This window comes from Paenibacillus gyeongsangnamensis, from assembly GCF_027533625.1.
Classification (GTDB): domain Bacteria; phylum Bacillota; class Bacilli; order Paenibacillales; family NBRC-103111; genus Paenibacillus_G; species Paenibacillus_G gyeongsangnamensis.
Window position 1 is genome coordinate 95,013 of record NZ_JAQAGZ010000016.1, and the last position, 16,752, is coordinate 111,764.

Annotated in this window: 13 protein-coding genes and 2 pseudogenes; 11 read left to right on the forward strand and 4 right to left on the reverse strand. The window is 49.5% G+C overall.

The annotated features are described in order from the left end of the window. Positions 1-216: 216 nt before the first annotated feature. From O9H85_RS23055 to O9H85_RS23075, 5 genes are all read left to right on the forward strand, one after another. Positions 217-909, forward strand: a complete 693-nt coding sequence (locus O9H85_RS23055) for a GntR family transcriptional regulator (protein ID WP_269883773.1) — start codon at positions 217-219, stop codon at positions 907-909. Positions 910-959: 50 nt separating this feature from the next. Then, complete coding sequence (locus O9H85_RS23060; RefSeq protein WP_269883774.1) at positions 960-2,060, forward strand: mandelate racemase/muconate lactonizing enzyme family protein; 1,101 nt, start codon at positions 960-962, stop codon at positions 2,058-2,060. A gap of 171 nt (positions 2,061-2,231) precedes the next feature. Continuing rightward, positions 2,232-3,047 (forward strand): ABC transporter permease, encoded by an 816-nt coding sequence (locus tag O9H85_RS23065; RefSeq protein ID WP_409348188.1) that lies wholly within the window; start codon positions 2,232-2,234, stop codon positions 3,045-3,047. Positions 3,048-3,065: 18 nt separating this feature from the next. Next, positions 3,066-3,956 (forward strand): carbohydrate ABC transporter permease, encoded by an 891-nt coding sequence (locus tag O9H85_RS23070; protein ID WP_269883775.1) that lies wholly within the window; start codon positions 3,066-3,068, stop codon positions 3,954-3,956. A 17-nt stretch (positions 3,957-3,973) separates the two neighbouring features. Continuing rightward, positions 3,974-5,626: an ABC transporter substrate-binding protein gene (locus O9H85_RS23075; protein WP_269883776.1), complete on the forward strand. Its 1,653-nt coding sequence runs from the start codon at positions 3,974-3,976 to the stop codon at positions 5,624-5,626. 99 nt (positions 5,627-5,725) lie between these two features. On the opposite strand, the gene O9H85_RS23080 is transcribed toward O9H85_RS23075, so the two are convergent. Further along, a complete protein-coding gene (locus O9H85_RS23080; protein WP_269883777.1) occupies positions 5,726-6,601 on the reverse strand; it encodes a helix-turn-helix domain-containing protein in 876 nt (291 codons plus the stop codon). 237 nt (positions 6,602-6,838) lie between these two features. On the opposite strand from O9H85_RS23080, the gene O9H85_RS23085 reads away from it, so the two are divergent. Next, entirely contained in the window at positions 6,839-8,395 is a 1,557-nt protein-coding gene (locus O9H85_RS23085) for a HEAT repeat domain-containing protein (protein ID WP_269883778.1), read from the forward strand. A 191-nt stretch (positions 8,396-8,586) separates the two neighbouring features. Here O9H85_RS23085 and alr read toward each other — a convergent pair whose 3' ends face one another. Both alr and ald read right to left on the reverse strand, forming a co-directional pair. Beyond that, on the reverse strand, positions 8,587-9,795 hold the full coding sequence (gene alr, locus O9H85_RS23090) for an alanine racemase (RefSeq protein WP_269883779.1): 1,209 nt from the start codon (positions 9,793-9,795) through the stop codon (positions 8,587-8,589). A 76-nt stretch (positions 9,796-9,871) separates the two neighbouring features. Next, positions 9,872-11,002 (reverse strand): alanine dehydrogenase, encoded by a 1,131-nt coding sequence (gene ald / locus O9H85_RS23095; RefSeq protein WP_269883780.1) that lies wholly within the window; start codon positions 11,000-11,002, stop codon positions 9,872-9,874. 343 nt (positions 11,003-11,345) lie between these two features. Here ald and O9H85_RS23100 point away from each other — a divergent pair, with 343 nt between their 5' ends. After that, positions 11,346-12,758: an amino acid permease gene (locus tag O9H85_RS23100; RefSeq protein ID WP_269883781.1), complete on the forward strand. Its 1,413-nt coding sequence runs from the start codon at positions 11,346-11,348 to the stop codon at positions 12,756-12,758. Here the strand turns inward: O9H85_RS23100 and O9H85_RS23105 are convergent. Then, positions 12,755-13,987 carry a PucR family transcriptional regulator gene (locus tag O9H85_RS23105; RefSeq protein WP_269883782.1) on the reverse strand — a complete coding sequence of 411 codons (1,233 nt, stop codon included), beginning with the start codon at positions 13,985-13,987 and terminating at the stop codon, positions 12,755-12,757. The two genes, O9H85_RS23100 and O9H85_RS23105, sit on opposite strands and share 4 nt — an antisense overlap. 434 nt (positions 13,988-14,421) lie before the next feature. Here O9H85_RS23105 and O9H85_RS37500 point away from each other — a divergent pair. The 4 genes and pseudogenes from O9H85_RS37500 to O9H85_RS23120 form a co-directional block, all read left to right on the forward strand. Then, a pseudogene (locus tag O9H85_RS37500) lies at positions 14,422-14,782 on the forward strand (radical SAM protein); the annotation flags it as partial. Between the two features lie 99 nt (positions 14,783-14,881). Continuing rightward, positions 14,882-15,310 (forward strand): GTP 3',8-cyclase MoaA family protein, encoded by a 429-nt coding sequence (locus O9H85_RS37505; RefSeq protein ID WP_333474250.1) that lies wholly within the window; start codon positions 14,882-14,884, stop codon positions 15,308-15,310. 151 nt (positions 15,311-15,461) lie between these two features. Beyond that, positions 15,462-16,174: pseudogene (gene ric, locus O9H85_RS23115) on the forward strand (iron-sulfur cluster repair di-iron protein). Positions 16,175-16,200: 26 nt separating this feature from the next. Next, positions 16,201-16,752, forward strand: coding sequence for a hemerythrin domain-containing protein (locus tag O9H85_RS23120; protein WP_269883783.1), 552 nt, complete (start codon positions 16,201-16,203; stop codon positions 16,750-16,752).

Genomic DNA, 16,752 nt, shown 5'->3' on the forward strand with positions numbered 1-16,752 from the left:
GCCGGCATGAAACCGGCAGCTTACCTGCGGTTAAACGGGAGGGTTAATTAAGAAGGAAAAAAACCAAGTTTTTTAAGTTATATTAAACATTAAGGGTTTTTCGACAAAAAGTTATCTGAATATTCAAAACCTTTCATTGACGCCTTGGCGCTGTCTTTGTAAGATAAGACATATAATAAATCGTGTATGATAAATTCAAGAGAAAAGGTGTGGGGATTGAAAAAACTAAAGCGCCATCTTCTTACTGAAGAGATTTACTCGATCGTCAAGGAAGAGATCATGAACCGTTCGCTTGTGCCCGGTGAGAAGGTGAATATTGACCAGCTGGCGCGGGAGCTCCAGGTTTCCAATATTCCCGTACGCGAGGCTTTATCCCGCCTTGCCGCCGAAGGGTTAGTGAAGACCGTACCCTTCAAGGGCATGTTCGTGATGCACATGAGTCTCCAGGAGCTGGATGAGATTTTTGAGCTCCGGATTGAACTGGAAAGTCTGGCGGTCCGCAAATCGGTGAAGGAGATGGGCGAGCAGGAGCTGCAGAAGCTCTACGACCATATGCTTCAATGGAAAAGCGCTAAGCTGGATACTCTGGATGAGAAATTGTCCTACGTGCATCTGATGAATGAGGGTCTGCATGGTTTAATCCTGAAGCATTGCGGCAATGAAATGCTGATGCAGCTGGTCAAAATGTATATCGAGCGGATCAATCGGTACTTGACGCTCTTGAATCCGGAGATGCATCTCCAGTTGGTGGAGCAGGAATGGGAAGAGCATTGGGATGTGATCCTCGCGTTGAAAAAACGAAATGTCGAGCAATCGGTCGAGAAAATGCAGATTCACCTGCGTCAATCGCATCTCCGGAATCGGGAGCTAATCCTTCAGAAGGATCATCCGTTACTCGATCCATTTTAAGCATCAAATGAAAACGTATTCATACGTGCGAGGAGGAGGACTTTATACAGATGAAGATCACCCGTGCGGAAAGCTTTATACTTCATGTACCGATCACGCCGCCTATTACGGATGCGATCAATGCGGCTTCCCATTGGGGACTGGCAGGCGTGCGTATTTTTACAGACGAGGGCATTGTCGGCTGCGGATATACCGGGACCTGCGCGGAGGGCGACGATCTGATCACCCGAACGATTGACAGATATTATGCACCTCTACTGATCGGGAAGGATCCATTCTTGGTCAAAGAGCTGTGGGATGAGATGCGCTATGGCAAAATGCATTGGATCGGGCGGGCCGGCGTGACCCATATGGCGCTGGCTGCAGTGGATATCGCCCTTTGGGACATTATGGCCAAAGCGGCGGGCAAACCGTTATGGCAATATCTCGGCGGTCATAAATCCAAACGGATCAAAGCCTACAATACGAACGGCGGATGGCTCAATTGGAGCAAGGACCGACTGCTGAAGGATGTTGCGGATATCGTCGAGCAGGGCTTTACAGGTGTGAAGATGAAGGTCGGAAAGCCGGATTCCCGGGAGGATTACGAGCGTGTCAAGGCCGTACGTCAAACGATCGGTGACGAGATTATACTAATGATCGACGTCAATCAGCAGTGGAACATCAATACGGCGATGACATGGGCGAAGAAAATGGAGGAGTTCGACCTCTACTGGCTGGAGGAGCCGCTGAATCCTGATGATATTCTGGGGCACAAGAAGCTGGCGGAGGAGCTTAACATCCCGATCGCGCTCGGTGAACACGTGTACACCAAGTATGCTTTCCGCGATTATATCCATCAAGGCGCCGTAGAATACGTGCAGGCGGACGTCACCCGGGTTGGGGGAATCACGGAATGGCTTCAGGTGGCTGGTCTGGCTGCGGCGTACGATCTTCCGATCTGCCCGCATGTCGGCGATATGGGGCAAATCCACCAGCATTTGGTCGCTTCGACCCCGGGTGCGTTGATGCTGGAGTACATCCCGTGGATCCGGCATATTTTCGCCGAACCGGCTACGGTCAAGGACGGTTATTATATTTTGCCTCAAAGGCCTGGCGCTTCTACGGATATTTTGCCGGAATATTTTGAAGCCTATCGTGTGAAATCGTAAAGAGGTGAGGTGATTACGCTGGAAGCGGTAAAAGAAGCAAATGCGGTCAAAGCCATCGGTAATGTGAAAGCAAACCGGATCTCGCCGCTTAAGAAAATGCGGAAGGTCTGGCAGCTGTACGTGCTGATTGCGCTGCCGGTCATTTATATCCTGATCTTTAAATACATACCGATGTACGGAGCCCAAATCGCATTCAAAAATTACATCGTAACCAAAGGGATCTGGGGCAGCGAGTGGGTAGGGTTAAAGCATTTTACGCGGTTCTTTAATTCGTACGATTTTTGGCGTCTGATGAATAATACAATCGTACTTAGCTTTTACAGCCTGCTGGCCGGGTTTCCGTTCCCGATCATATTGGCCTTAAGTCTCAATTATGTGAAGAACAAGCTCTTCAAGCAATCGGTGCAAATGATTACCTACGCGCCGCATTTCATCTCTGTAGTCGTCATGGTCGGGATTATTCTTGAGCTGCTCGACCCGCGAAGGGGCATCGTCAATATCGTCATTAAAGCGCTTGGACTTGAAGCGATCAACTTCATGGGCGTCCCCGAATATTTCAAATCCATCTATGTTTGGTCAGGTATTTGGCAGAGCGTCGGCTTCTCCTGCATCATTTATTTGGCGGCCTTGTCCAGTATCGACCCGGCCTTGCACGAATCGGCGGTAGTGGACGGTGCGAGCAAGCTGCGGCGGATGTGGCACATCGATCTTCCGGGGATTATGCCGATTGCCATCATCATGCTGATCATGAATACGGGCCATGTGCTTGACGTCGGGTTCGAGAAAGTGTTATTGATGCAAAATCCGCTCAATTTAAGGACCTCCGAAGTCATCGACACTTATGTATATAAAGTGGGCCTTGCTTCCCAGGCTATGAATTACTCGTATTCCTCGGCGATCGGTTTATTCAAATCGGTGATCAACCTCATCCTTCTGGTAATCGTGAATAAGATAGCCCAAAAGACGAAACAAAACAGTCTATGGTAAAGGAGGGAGGAGCACCGAATGGATTCCGTTAGAGAATCAAGAGGCGACCGGCTGTTTTCCGTTATCAATTACACGGTCCTAACCTTATTTTTGATCACTATCCTGTATCCCTTGATCTATATTGCAAGCGCTTCAATCAGCGACTCGCAAGCGGTCATTGCCGGTAAAGTGTGGCTCTGGCCCATTCAGCCGACTCTTGACGGGTACAGCGCCGTATTCAAGCATAAGCTCATTTGGATCGGGTTCCGGAATTCGCTTTATTATACGGTCGTCGGCACGATCATCAATGTCGTTATGACCATTCTGGCGGCGTACCCTTTGGCGAGAAAAGATTTTTACGGTAAAAATGTGTTCATGTTCTTCTTCGTGTTTACGATGATGTTCTCCGGTGGCCTCATTCCGACGTATTTGATCGTCAAGGATCTCGGACTGCTGAATACGACTTGGGCGATGCTGCTGCCTGGAGCGCTCGGCGTGTGGAATATGATCATTACCCGGACCTATTTTCAAACGACCATTCCCGATGAACTGCTAGAGGCTTCACAACTGGACGGGTGCAGCGACTTTAATTTCGTCTGGAGGATTATTCTTCCGCTGTCCGGACCCATTATCGCCGTCATCACGTTGTTCTATGCCGTAGGCCATTGGAATTCTTTCTTCAATGCGTTCATCTACTTGAAGAATCAGAACTTGTATCCGCTCCAGCTCGTGCTTCGGGATATTCTCGTACAAAACGACGTAGACCTCACGATGCTGACGGATGTGCAAGAAATCGCCAGAAGGGAGGGACTCCGGGAGCTGCTCAAATACTCGCTCATTATCGTTGCAACGCTGCCTTTGCTGGTTGCGTACCCGTTTGTGCAGAAGTATTTCGTCAAAGGCATCATGATCGGCTCTTTGAAAGGATAATACGAGGAGGGTTCCATTTGAAAAGATGGTCAATGCTAATCTTGTCCGTTCTTCTCTTTGCCGTAGTCGTCTTAAGCGGGTGTTCTTCGGACTCGGGCAAAGGCGGCGAGACGGCCGGCTCGAAAAGCAAAAGCGCCGTTAATCCGGCCGGGCAGTTTCCTATCGTAAATGAGAAGGTCAACCTGAAGGTGCTGGTGAAGGGCAACAGTTCGGTTGAGGATTTTGCCACGAACGAGTTTACCAAATGGCTGGAGGAAAAGACGAATATTCATATCCAATGGGAGGTAGCTCCGGAGAAATCGGCAACGGAAAAGCTGAATCTGGTTCTCTCCAGCGGCGACTACCCGGATGTCATCATGGGCTTCGGCGTGTCTCCGACCCAAATGATGATTTTCGGCACTCAAGGGGTCTTTCTTCCGCTCAACAAATTGATCGATCAGTACGGTGTGGAGACCAAGCGTATGTTTCAAGAAACGCCGAGCTCCAAGGATCTGATCACAGCGCCGGACGGCAACATTTACGCGCTGCCGCAGGTGAACGAGTGCTACCACTGCTTCTTGTCCCAAAGAATGTGGATTTACAAGCCGTGGCTGGATAAGCTCGGACTCCAGATGCCGACGACGACAGAGGAATTTTATCAGGTACTGAAGGCCTTCAAGACGAAGGACCCGAACGGAAACGGCAAGGCCGATGAAATTCCGATGGCCGGCGACCCGATCAACTTCCGGGACGGCGTGGATTCGTTCCTGATGAACTCGTTCATCTACAACCCGGCTGACAAACGGCTGTATCTGGATAACGGGAAAGTGGATGTTTCCTTCAATAAACCGGCATTTAAGGAAGGCTTGAAATATTTGCGGATGCTTTATTCCGAAGGCTTAATCAGTCCGCTGTCCTTCACGCAGGATGCGAACCAATTGAAGCAGATGGGGGAGAGCGAGGTTCCGATTCTGGGTGCATCCTCCGGGCATAATATGGGTGCGGTAGCCACGCTCAACGGTAAAAGCGGACGCTGGCTGCAATATGTCGCCGTACCTCCGTTAAAAGGGCCGAATGGCGTTCAGATCGCCGCCTATAATCCTTATTCCGTGAGCAACGGCCAGTATGTTATTACCAAATCCGCCAAAAATCCTGAAGCGGCTTTCCGTTTAGCCGACTTTTTGTATAACCAGGAAACGACGTTGCGATCCGTGCAGGGACGCATCGGCAATGAAATCCGCTGGGCTGAGAAGGGTGAAATCGGAATCAACGGCAAGCCGGCGATCTGGAAGCAACTGGTAGGCTGGGGACAGGTGCAAAACGTGCACTGGAGCCAAACCGGCCCGAGCTACCGCACAAGCGACCTTCGTTTGGGCGAAGCGGCCAGTCCCGACCAACCTCTTGAGCCGACACTGTACAAGGAAACGAAGGAAAAGATGGAGCCATATAAGGTTTCGGTGGATAAGGTGCTGCCGCCTCTGTTCTTCACAGCGGATCAAGCCTCGGAGCTGGCCGATCTCGATAAGGTCATCAACGATCACGTGAAGGAGATGATCGCGCGCTTCGTCACTGGAGACGCCGATCTCGATAAAGGCTGGGACGCTTACGTGAAGAATCTGGATAACATGAACTTGAAACGTTATCTGGAGATTTACCAAACCGCTTACGATGCCAAGTTTAAGAAAAAGTAAGGTATTCTGAAGGGGGGAGCCGAGTTCTCCCTTTTTGCTGGCTCCGGACGATATACCTAAGCACTCTTGCAAGAAAATCAGTGCTCGGCAACGCACACGTTACCTGTTTCTCGCCCGGTACTCCGTCGGCGTCTCCCCGGTCATTTTGTGAAACAGCCTGGATAAGTAGTGAATCGAGGCAAAATGGTGCTTTTCCGCAAGTTCCGTAACGGAGAGGTCCGTCTGGAGCAGATCCGCTTGAATCAAGCTGATCCGATAAACCTGCACATACTGCGTAGGTGTGAAGCCGGTGGCTTTCTTGAAAATTTCATGGAAATAACCTCTGCTAAGCTGCAGCTCCTCCTGGTAGGCTTGGGTTGTCCTCAGCTGTCCGTTGAGAATATCCTGCTCCATCCGGTCGAGCAGCTTGAAGATCCTTGGGTCAATTCGGTGACGTGCGCTGAGGGTGTGCTCCAGAAAATGCTCAAGAAACAGCTGAAAATACCCCTGTACCTTCAGATCCCGGCGAAATTGGTGGGAATCGCCCAGCTCGTTCGACTTATAAAACCCTTCGAACAGATGAACCCACACCTGGATTTTGTCGATGTAAGTGATTTCGTGGATCTCCAGAGGATAGGCTGGTCCGACGTATTCACTCTGAAGCTTGGGCAGGTCAAAGCAAATAGGCGCCGCAAGAGGCGACAGGCTGGAGCGATCGACATATCTCCAGTCAAAATAACAGCAGACATGTACCATCGGGCTTGAGCTATCCGCTTCCCACCGGTGGACTTTTCCTGCTGGGATATATATGAGAGTACCCGGTTTCATCATATAAGTTATACCGTTCATCCCGAGCTTTCCGGTTCCTTGCTCGATGAGGTAGATGGAGGCGCTGTAGCAAATTCGCGGACCGCTGATCTGACCGGGCTGGAATGGATACCGGGTGGCGTAGTAAACAAAAGGGTGAAGCGGTATATGGGACGTCATCTTAGGCATGGGCAGAGTTCACCTCCTACAGTATTTGTAAGTCCAAAGACGCCGAGTCGGGCCAAGGTGCACTTTCTAAGTTTACCATACATTTGTGCAAATAGATGATTCGGCTTCAAATACACAAAAGAACTGCTGTGTTAGATTGAAGTTACAGAAACAGCTGACACAGAAGGGTAACGAGGCATGCAGGCTGCTTACAGAAGAACAAATCCATTAAGCGACGACGAAAGGTGTGGATTAAGCATGGAAACACAGCATTTGTTAACCGACGAGCAGGTGGCCCATTTTATTACGAGGGGATATTTGGTGCTGGAAAACGATCTCCCTCCCGGCTTTCATCAATCTATTCTGGAAAACATTGCGAAGGTTTACGCCGAAGAGGGGAACCCGGGCAACAATATATTGCCGAGAATCCCCCAGATCGAGAAATGCTTAACCACTCCGAAGGTCAAGGGAGCGCTGACGAGCCTGCTAGGCGAAGACTATTATATGCATCCCCACCGCCACTGCCATTATAATCGCCCGGGCCAGCCCACTCCGCAGGCCTGGCATAAGGACGGGTACTGGAGCCCCATGCGTAGCCACCGTCCCTGGTGGGCGATCATCTTCTACTACACGCAAGACGTGACTGAAGAGATGGGACCGACGGGGATTATGCCGGGCTCGCAGTATTATGAGTCCTATCCGGGAGACGATAGTGAAATGCGAATGCCCTGCGGAAAAGCGGGGACGATGGTGCTGGTGCATTTTGATTTGTGGCATCGGGCTTCCCACAATTTGTCCGGCATCGACCGGTACATGCTAAAGTTTCAGTTCGTCCGGCTTCAGGCGCCGGTATATCCAAGCTGGAATCATCAAAAACCGGAGTTGGTACTTCCGGAAGGCGTCGACACCCTTCATCCTCATCGGGTCATCTGGAATGATGTATGGAACTGGATGAGGGGACGGGAGGGGGCTGCACCAAATTCGGCAGCCTCAGAGGCTGAGCCGGATGCACAGGTCGATGCCTTCATCGTGCAGTTGGGCCATGAGGACTCGAAAGTAAGAACGCATGCCGCTGATCGGCTGGGGCTATTGGGGGGATCCGCACGTAGAGCGGTAGGGCCGTTAGCAAAAGCGATCGATGATCCGGCTGAACCGGCGGCGCTCAATGCCGCTTATGCATTAGCCCGAATCGGACACGAAGGCATTCCTTCCCTGCTGGAGGTGCTTAGACAGGGCGGGGAGGCGTCGGCGAAGCGGGCGGCGTACGGGCTGGCTGCGGCCGGGGAGCCGGCGGTTCCCGGGCTTATTCAGGAGCTGGATTCGGAGAATGAGCTCAGAGCAGGGTACGCGGCTTTTGCTCTCGGGATGATGAGTTACTCTGCCAGAGCAGCTGTACCTGCTCTCATCAAGCAACTAGAGCATCGCTCCCCGTGGGTCCGGCGCAATGCGGTCGAGGCTCTCGGCATGATCCGTCAGCCGTCGAGTGTCGTTGTACCGGCGCTGATTCGTGCCTTGGAGCAGGACGATACGGTTGAAGAAGGGGATACAGATGCTTATGTAAAAAGTCAAAAATATATCCGGCATAAAATACGATATACTGCAGCCTTGTCTTTATTAAGAGTAGGCCAGGAGCAGGAAGCGAGAAAGGCGGTACCCGCATTGAGCAGAGCGCTGGAGGACGAAGATCGATACGTAAGGGCTTACGCTGCCGAGGCGCTGACCCACATACGATCGGATGAGGCCGTTCAAGTCATGATCGATTATTTCCGAAAGTCCCGTTGGTGTCCCTCTACCCATAAAGCCAGTACATTCTAATGTGCAATTCCCTCCTCTTATCCGGATCAACCGCGCGAATCAGACGCGCGGTTTTTTTGGTTTATAAGAATTTATAAGTTTTCGTAGCTTATAGCTTCGCATCAACCTTGGTAAACGCGCTGGTCCTTGTAAGACAAGGACGGCGAAGCCGTTTATCCTGGCTTGGAATAGGGGGATGAGCCATGGTCATGTCATATGAAGTTCGTGGAAATGATCCGGTCTTGCTTTACATAAACCCTGGGAACGCGTGTGCTGATACCGCAAACGACCTCGTAATGGATCGTTTGGGCGATGCGTGCGATATCGTCGACGGTTACTTGATCTTTATTCGAGCCGAACAAAAGGACCTCATCCCCGACCTGTACATTCGGCACGCCCGTAACATCCAGCATCAGCTGGTCCATGCAGATCCTGCCGGCAATCGGTGCTTGTCGGCCGCGTACAATAGCAGTTCCGGTGTTAGAGAGCACCCTCGGCAAGCCGTCTGCGTACCCGATCGGGATGGTCGCAATAAGCGCATCCGTTTTCGGAGTATACGTACACCCATAGCCGATGGGTTGGGACTGGGGCACCGTTTTGAGCGAAACGACTTGAGAGATTAACCGCATGGCAGGCTTCAGCGGAACGTTCGAAAACATGTCGTTTCCGGACGGCTTCAATCCGAACAGGCTGATACCTACACGAACCATGTCCAAATGCATATGAGGATAGGCGATTGCAGCTGCCGAATTGCAGCAATGCCACAATGGCAGATTGATGCCTGCATCCCGGAATGCCTCGCGGTAGGCAAGGAACTTGGAAAATTGCTGTTCCGTATAGGCCGGATCGGAATGGTCCGAATTCGCAAAATGCGTAAAAGCGCCTTCCAGTATCGTATACCTGCTATCGGCGGTTTTACGGGCAAGGTGCAAAGCGTCGTTAACCGAAGTAACTCCGAGACGGTTCATCCCGGTTTCGATTTTCAGATGAATTCGAGCTTCCACTTGCAAGGCTTCCGCTTCACGGATAACCGTATCCATCACATCATCCTCATAAACAGTCAATGTGATCCCGTTTACGATGGCGGTTCGTAAGGCTTCCTTAGGAGTAAAACCAAGCAAAAGAATCGGTGCCGCGATTCCACTAACACGAAGCCGGAGCGCCTCATCCAAAAAAGCGACGCCCAAATAATCGGCGCCAACCTCTAAAGCCGCTTTTGCCGTCTCTATTGCGCCATGTCCGTATCCGTTCGCTTTTACAACCGCCATCCATTTGCAAGGACGCTGCAGCAGCGATTGGAAGTACGCTGCATTCGAAGCAATGGCATCGAGCGATATTTCCGCCTTGGTAGGTCTATAGCTATTGTGGAACAAGTCTCCTGCAGGTATTAGCTGTTTCGGTTTTGGATTTACGGTCTGCATTGCGGATCTCCTTTTCAGGCAAGAAATTCGATATTAATAAACTCCCCCCCTGTAGAGGGGGAGAGGCGTGATCCTGTTATAGAGCGGCCACTGTTTCCAGCGCTTTCTCGGCAGGGACATAATTATATTGCAGATCCTTGGCGACTGCTTCATACGTGATCGCGCCGCCGGCGGTTGTAACTCCTTTAGCCAAAGATTGATTTTCGGCGATGGCACGTCTAACGCCCTTGTTGGCTATTTGCAGCGCATACGGAATCGTAACGTTCGTTAAAGCGATGGTGGATGTGCGCGGCACTGCCCCCGGCATATTGGCTACGGCATAATGGACAACACCGTGCTTGACATAAGTAGGTTGATCGTGTGTTGTAATCCGGTCCACCGTCTCAAAAATACCGCCTTGGTCAATGGCCACATCGATGACCACCGAACCAGGCGACATCGAGCGGATTATGTCTTCATTAACCAGCTTAGGCGCTTTAGCGCCTGGGATAAGAACAGCGCCGATCACCAGATCGGAATGCTGAACAGCTTCGAAAATATTGAACGGATTGGACATGAGCGTTTGAATTTGCGGTCCGAATTGATCGTCCAGCTGGCGAAGCCGCTCTGCGCTCAAATCAATGACCGTGACGTCGGCGCCTAAGCCTACCGCTATTTTAGCTGCATTCGTCCCTACAACTCCGCCCCCGATGATGGTTACTTTTGCGCGTCTTACGCCAGGAACGCCGGCAAGCAGCACTCCTTTTCCGCCATAAGGCTTTTCCAGGAACTGTGCCCCGATTTGCGTTGCCATTCTGCCGGCAACCTCGCTCATCGGTGTCAAAAGAGGAAGCGTGCGATTGACTTCCACCGTCTCATAGGCAATGGAAACAACGCCTGATTTCGTTAATGCCTCCGCCAATTCCGGGTCAGCCGCCAAGTGCAGATACGTGAACAAGATGAGACCTTCGCGGAAGTAACCGTATTCGGATGCGATCGGTTCCTTTACTTTCATGATCATTTGGGATTTTTCCCAAACCTGGCCAGCCTGATCCAAGATGATAGCGCCGGTTGCAGCATATTGTTCATTCGTGAAGCCGCTTCCCAAACCTGCACCGGTTTCAATATACACCGTGTGTCCGGCTTGTACAAGTGCGGATACGCCGGCAGGCGTCATTGCGACCCGGTTTTCGTTGTTTTTTATTTCTTTGGGTACACCAATAATCATTGAAAGCCCTCCTAATATTTTATGTTTATCGATTTGATAAGTTGAGTATATAAAATTTTGTAACCGCTTTTCTTCGTGAAAGAAGATGAAACGAATCGAGGAGGTTTGTGTTTTTCAACAAATAAGAGACATGACAGGCGGAAAGCATGTCAACGCTTTTCGATTAGTAAAGCAACCCCAGAAGAAGACCTTGTTTTGTGAAACAACACAAAAAGTGGATCCTATTTTTGAGGTTTAAAACAAACATCGTTAAAACCAATCATGATATGATCAATTTGTCTGGTAGATCAACCGCAAAAATGAAAGCGCATACCAAGTTTAGACTATGGGAGGAGGAACATTCATGCAAAGCAACAATGAATTAAAGAGAGGACTCGAACAAAAGCATATTACGCTTATGTCGCTCGGGGCTGCAATCGGAGTAGGATTGTTTCTTGGTTCCGCATCCGCAATTAAAGTAGCGGGTCCGGCCATTTTGCTTGGTTATTTGATCGGCGGCGTGGCCATGTTCTTTATTATGCGGGCTTTGGGAGAGATGGCTGTACAACAACCTGTCGCCGGATCGTTCAGCCGCTATGCGCGGGATTATATCGGACCTGTTTATGGATATTTGACCGGCTGGAGCTATTGGTTTATATGGGTCGTTACTTGTATGGCAGAAATTACGGCGGTCGGCATTTACATGGAATTCTGGTTTCCCGGGGTGCCGCGTTGGATTTGGGCATTAGCGGCTTTGGTGATCATGAGCTTGGTTAACATGATTGCCGTAAAGGCTTACGGGGAACTTGAGTTTTGGTTCGCACTTATCAAAATCGTTACAGTCTTGTTTATGATAGCCATTGGTATTGCGATGATCGCATTCGGTTTCGGCAACGGGGGAGTGGCCCTCGGATTCAGTAACCTGTGGAAGCATGGAGGCTTTTTCGCCCATGGGGCAACGGGCGTTTTGATGTCGCTGCAGATGGTCATGTTCGCATATCTTGGAATTGAGATGATCGGAGTCACGGCCGGTGAAGTCAAAAATCCGACGAAAACGCTTACTCGTGCCATTAACAATGTGTTCTGGCGTATCTTGATATTTTACGTAGGCGCATTAACAATAATCATGTCGATTTACCCTTGGAGTGAAATTGGGTTGACCGGAAGCCCTTTCGTCATGACCTTTGAAAAAATCGGCATTCCTTATGCCGGAGGGATCATCAACTTTGTCGTTGTGACCGCTGCGCTTTCCTCTTGCAACAGCGGCATATTCAGCAATGGCCGGATGCTGTATAATCTGGCCCAACAAGGCGAAGCCCCGGCAGGTTTTAAGAAGCTATCCCGTTCGGGCGTTCCTTCTCGGGCGATCATTGTATCCGCTTTCTTCCTGCTTATCGGCGTCGGGTTAAATTATGTCGTGCCTGAAAAAGTGTTTACTTGGGTAACCAGTATCGCCACCTTTGCGGTCATATGGGTATGGGCCGTAATCTTGATCTCGCAGATTCGTTTTCGCAAACGGCAGAACCCGGAGGAACAGAAAAAGCTTGCGTACAAGATGCCGTTTGCTCCTTACAGTTCGTACGCCGTGCTTGCTTTCTTAGTGATGGTTGTCGGGCTGATGGCATATAACCCGGACACCCGGATTGCATTAATTATCGGTCCGGTGTGGTTTGCAATATTGCTCGTCGTGTATTACGTAAGACGGAAAAAAGGCTCTGCAAATACCGTCAACACGCTTATAACAACGGGGCAGCTTGAGGATCAATCCTCAGTTTAAGAGGAAATCAATTTGTTAGTTTTTAAATCAATATAAAGCGCCACTTTCTGATCCATGTTTTTCAAATCGATATCTCCGATCTCGGCGATGCGGGCCAGGCGGTAATTCATTGTATTCGTATGTATGTGAAGTGCGGCAGCAGCGTCTTTAGCGTTGCTGTCGCAGGAAAGAAACGCTTCCAACGTCTCGGTCAAATTCGCATTATGGTCTCGGTCGTATTCGTATAAGCGCTGCAAATGCCGGTTTACCATTCGGTGGGTTTGCTTGTATTCGTAAATGGGAGGGAGGAAGCGGTAAAATCCCAGATCTTCATAATGATGAACGCCAGCTTGAGCCGGAAAAATCTTTTTCAGTCGCAGCAGGGTTAACGCCTCGCGATAGCTTGTTTCTACCCGGCTATAGTCCTCGAACAAGGATCCGCACGCTCCAGTAATGGATGAAACCCGAAAACGGTCATTTATCTGTTTGGTAAAGCTTTCGATGAATGCAGCCGCGTGTTGTTTCCAGGACGTGGATGCCGCCGGGGAAGCAAGGAGAATAAAATAGCGGTGATCCACGGCATGACATACCGCCATAATGCGCTGCGTGACGGACATGGAATAACGAATATGCTGAAGCTGCTGATCGTCTATGGGTTCGGGAAATTCGAATACCATGACGTAAAAAGCAGGTGGCAGTACAAGACGAATTTGTTCGGCTTTTTCCTTAATAGCCTCTGGTCTGGTCAGATGACCGATTAACAGCTGCCAGAAAAAATCGCGAAATCCTTCCTCTTGTTTACGTTTTCGATTTTGGATTTGAAGCAGCTTTTGCTTCGCGATTTGAGCGGCTTTCTTCAGAAGTTCCAAACCGGCCGCATCTATATGGTTGTTGGCCTCAATTGCCCAAATATATCCAAGCACTTCTCCGTCTTTGCGGATCGTTATCGCTACACGGTCATTGAGACCGATTTCAGAAATCGAGGCGATATGCAGCGGTTCGTCCGATTTCATCAACTTGGGGATAATGCCCTGCCGCCATAAGTTCTGGACTACTTTCTCCGGGACTTGCCGACCGATAATGGTTGCAATGCGGGCTTCATCCGCTTCTCGGTTATGTGCGCTATAAGCAACCAGCCGATGGTTGGCATCCTCTATGGTTATAGGACAGCGCAGCACTTCGCTGATCGCTTCTGCCAACGTCTCCAAATTATCAAAATGCTGGTCAAGCGGCCCTTTACCGGTGGTCATGCTTCATTTCTCCCTTAATTAAATCAAACTCATAGGCTTCCATCTAAATATAAACAAAATTAATCGCAATGGAAACCCCTTTTCTGTTCTAAAGTAACACGGTATGGTTCAATCTGAGTGTACCCATAAATTAGCATAACGATTCAGATGATGAATCTTCATTCCACCTGAGAAGTAGGTTACCACAACATCTCGAAAAGAGTGATGATCGTCACAGCTATAAGCTTCGAGTGTCATTATACTGAATCGAGCGAAGGTATTTTAGCACTAAAAAATGAAGCAGGTTCTTGATCAATGGAAAAACCAAGCAAAAGGGAGGGGCGCGGATGGCGAAGCATCTCGTTGACAAGTACGGCTGAATTCACGATTATTTGCGTATTTCCGTGACGGATCGCTGCAATTTGCGCTGTGTATACTGCATGCCTGAGGAAGGGATGCAATTTGAACCGGATGATCGCATTTTGACTTATGAAGAGATAACGGAAGTCGTTAAGGTGTTAGCCCCTCTAGGCGTCAGAAAGCTGCGGATCACCGGAGGAGAACCGTTGGTCAGGAAAGACTTGGATCGGCTGATCGCCATGCTGTCAGGAATACCAGGGATTGAAGATATCGCTTTGTCCACCAATGGGATCTATGTTTGCCGATGCTTTGAAGGATGCCGGTCTCACCAGGGTTAATATCAGTCTTGATTCTCTCATACCGGAGAAATTCGCCAAGATCACAAGAGGCGGTGATGTTAGGAAGGTGCTGAACGGATTGAAAGCAAGCCGTCTTGTTGGTTTCGATCCAATCAAGCTGAATGTGGTGTTGATGAAGGGGATGAACGACGACGAGGTAGAGCAATTTTTACGCATGACGTACGAGAAGCCGATTCATATCCGGTTCATCGAGTACATGCCAATCGGAAATGAAGGGAATGGATGGAAGGCGGGATATTTGCCGCTTACGCACGTCCTGGATACTTGCAAGCGATTGAAATGGAGCTTTGCGTCTTGCAAAGACGTATATGGCAACGGTCCGGCGGAAAGCTACCGGCTTGAGGGAGCAGCCGGTACGTTTGGACTGATTCATCCGGTCAGCGATCATTTTTGCGGCAGCTGCAACCGCCTGCGTTTGACGGCGGACGGGAACATCAAACCTTGCTTATATTGGTCGGAAGAATACAATGTACGAAAGCATTTGGGCGACGCTTCTGCGATCGAAGCTTTGTTTTTCAAAGCATTGGATGCGAAACCTGAAACCCATGAAATGGCCAGGGAGCTTTCCGGGGAACAGCAAACCCATATCCCAACCGCCCGGCGTATGTCGCAAATCGGCGGGTAAATCGATTTCCCAAAAGCGGATGACTCTTATAAAGGAGTAGTCCGCTTTTTTGTCTTAAGCCATTTGCTTCAAGTGTGTGCTGCATCACAGTGAGCAGAGGACATCAGACATATACTGTAAGGGAAGTTAAGGCAGAGAGGATGGATTCGATATGGATCAACATTTTAGCGGTGAAGAAAAAATCGGCTCTATTGTTTCCGAATTCCCTGGAGCCAGCAATTTATTCAAGGAAGTCCGGATCGATTTCTGCTGCGGAGGAGACCGTAGCCTCTTAGAAGCGATCCGCCAAAAAAATTTGGATGAGAATGAGATTTTGCGCCGGTTGAATGAAGGCTTTTCAGAAATGAAAATCAAAGATGAAAAGGGAGAAACGGATTGGCGAGAAGCGCCGATTGCCGATTTAATCGACTACGTCATTCATCATCATCAGCCTATTTGCGAAAAGAGCTGCCGTTGCTGAGCGAATTCGTCACGAAAATTCTACACGTTCATGGTAGTGCTCACGTTGAGCTATCAGCATTGCATAAACGTTTCCACCAAATGAAGATGGAATTGGATCAGCACTTGATTACGGAGGAAGAGGTGCTCTTTCCCCTGTTAAAGCAATATGCGAGCCAACCGACTGTCGAAATGTATGAGCAGGCCATAAAAGGTTTACATGAGCTGGAGTCGGACCATAGTGCCGTCGGGGACTATTTGAAGGAGATGAGGGCGATCACAAACGAGTATACTTTACCGCCGGAAGCATGCAGAACGTTTACTCTCACTTATCATAAATTAGGCGAGCTGGAGTCGGATCTCTTTCAACATATTCATTTGGAAAACAATATCTTATTCCCGCGAATTGAAGAACAACAAGTATAATAACGCTAAAATGGAGGTTGAGGAAAATGAATCCTACAACATTCGGTTGTGGAGGAATGAACAGGGGGGCAAGTATGCCGGATATGCCGTTGTGCGCTCCACTGCGACAATTAAAGCAGGAGCACCTACCCTTGAGGAAAGCAATGGATATTTTTTATTCGACTGCCGAGAGGCTTTTTGAAGGTTCGGGAACTGAACGCTACGACATCTTTCATACGCTCCGTGATCAAGTCGCCGATTTTACTGAACAGTTGAAGAAGCATTCGAGGAAGGAAGATGACGGTTTATTTCCGATGATGGCTAGATATATTGGCAGAGAAGTCGGCCCGATTGCCGTCATGGAATACGAGCACGAGCAAGCGGAACAACATTTGCTGCGATTTTTGGATGCTGCCGATCAAGATGACTCGGGGATAAAAGTCGAAGATGTCAAAACCATCACCGGATACGCCGTTCAAGCCTACTCCATTTTGACCGAGCATTTCAGCAAAGAGGAAAATGTGCTCTTTCCAATGGCGGAAAACATGCTGTCTCTCAAGGAGAAGGAGCAGTTAAACAACATGATACAGGAATTGTAA

Excerpts from the sequence above, each read along its gene's own strand:
- O9H85_RS23060 (WP_269883774.1), top strand. The coding sequence starts at position 960 with ATGAAGATCACCCGTGCGGAAAGCTTTATACTTCATGTACCGATCACG.
- O9H85_RS23065 (WP_409348188.1), top strand. The coding sequence starts at position 2,232 with ATGTACGGAGCCCAAATCGCATTCAAAAATTACATCGTAACCAAAGGG.
- O9H85_RS23070 (WP_269883775.1), top strand. The coding sequence starts at position 3,066 with ATGGATTCCGTTAGAGAATCAAGAGGCGACCGGCTGTTTTCCGTTATC.
- O9H85_RS23080 (WP_269883777.1), bottom strand. The coding sequence starts at position 6,601 with ATGCCTAAGATGACGTCCCATATACCGCTTCACCCTTTTGTTTACTAC.
- O9H85_RS23085 (WP_269883778.1), top strand. The coding sequence starts at position 6,839 with ATGGAAACACAGCATTTGTTAACCGACGAGCAGGTGGCCCATTTTATT.
- alr (WP_269883779.1), bottom strand. The coding sequence starts at position 9,795 with ATGCAGACCGTAAATCCAAAACCGAAACAGCTAATACCTGCAGGAGAC.
- ald (WP_269883780.1), bottom strand. The coding sequence starts at position 11,002 with ATGATTATTGGTGTACCCAAAGAAATAAAAAACAACGAAAACCGGGTC.
- O9H85_RS23100 (WP_269883781.1), top strand. The coding sequence starts at position 11,346 with ATGCAAAGCAACAATGAATTAAAGAGAGGACTCGAACAAAAGCATATT.
- O9H85_RS23105 (WP_269883782.1), bottom strand. The coding sequence starts at position 13,987 with ATGACCACCGGTAAAGGGCCGCTTGACCAGCATTTTGATAATTTGGAG.
- O9H85_RS37505 (WP_333474250.1), top strand. The coding sequence starts at position 14,882 with ATGCCAATCGGAAATGAAGGGAATGGATGGAAGGCGGGATATTTGCCG.
- O9H85_RS23120 (WP_269883783.1), top strand. The coding sequence starts at position 16,201 with ATGAATCCTACAACATTCGGTTGTGGAGGAATGAACAGGGGGGCAAGT.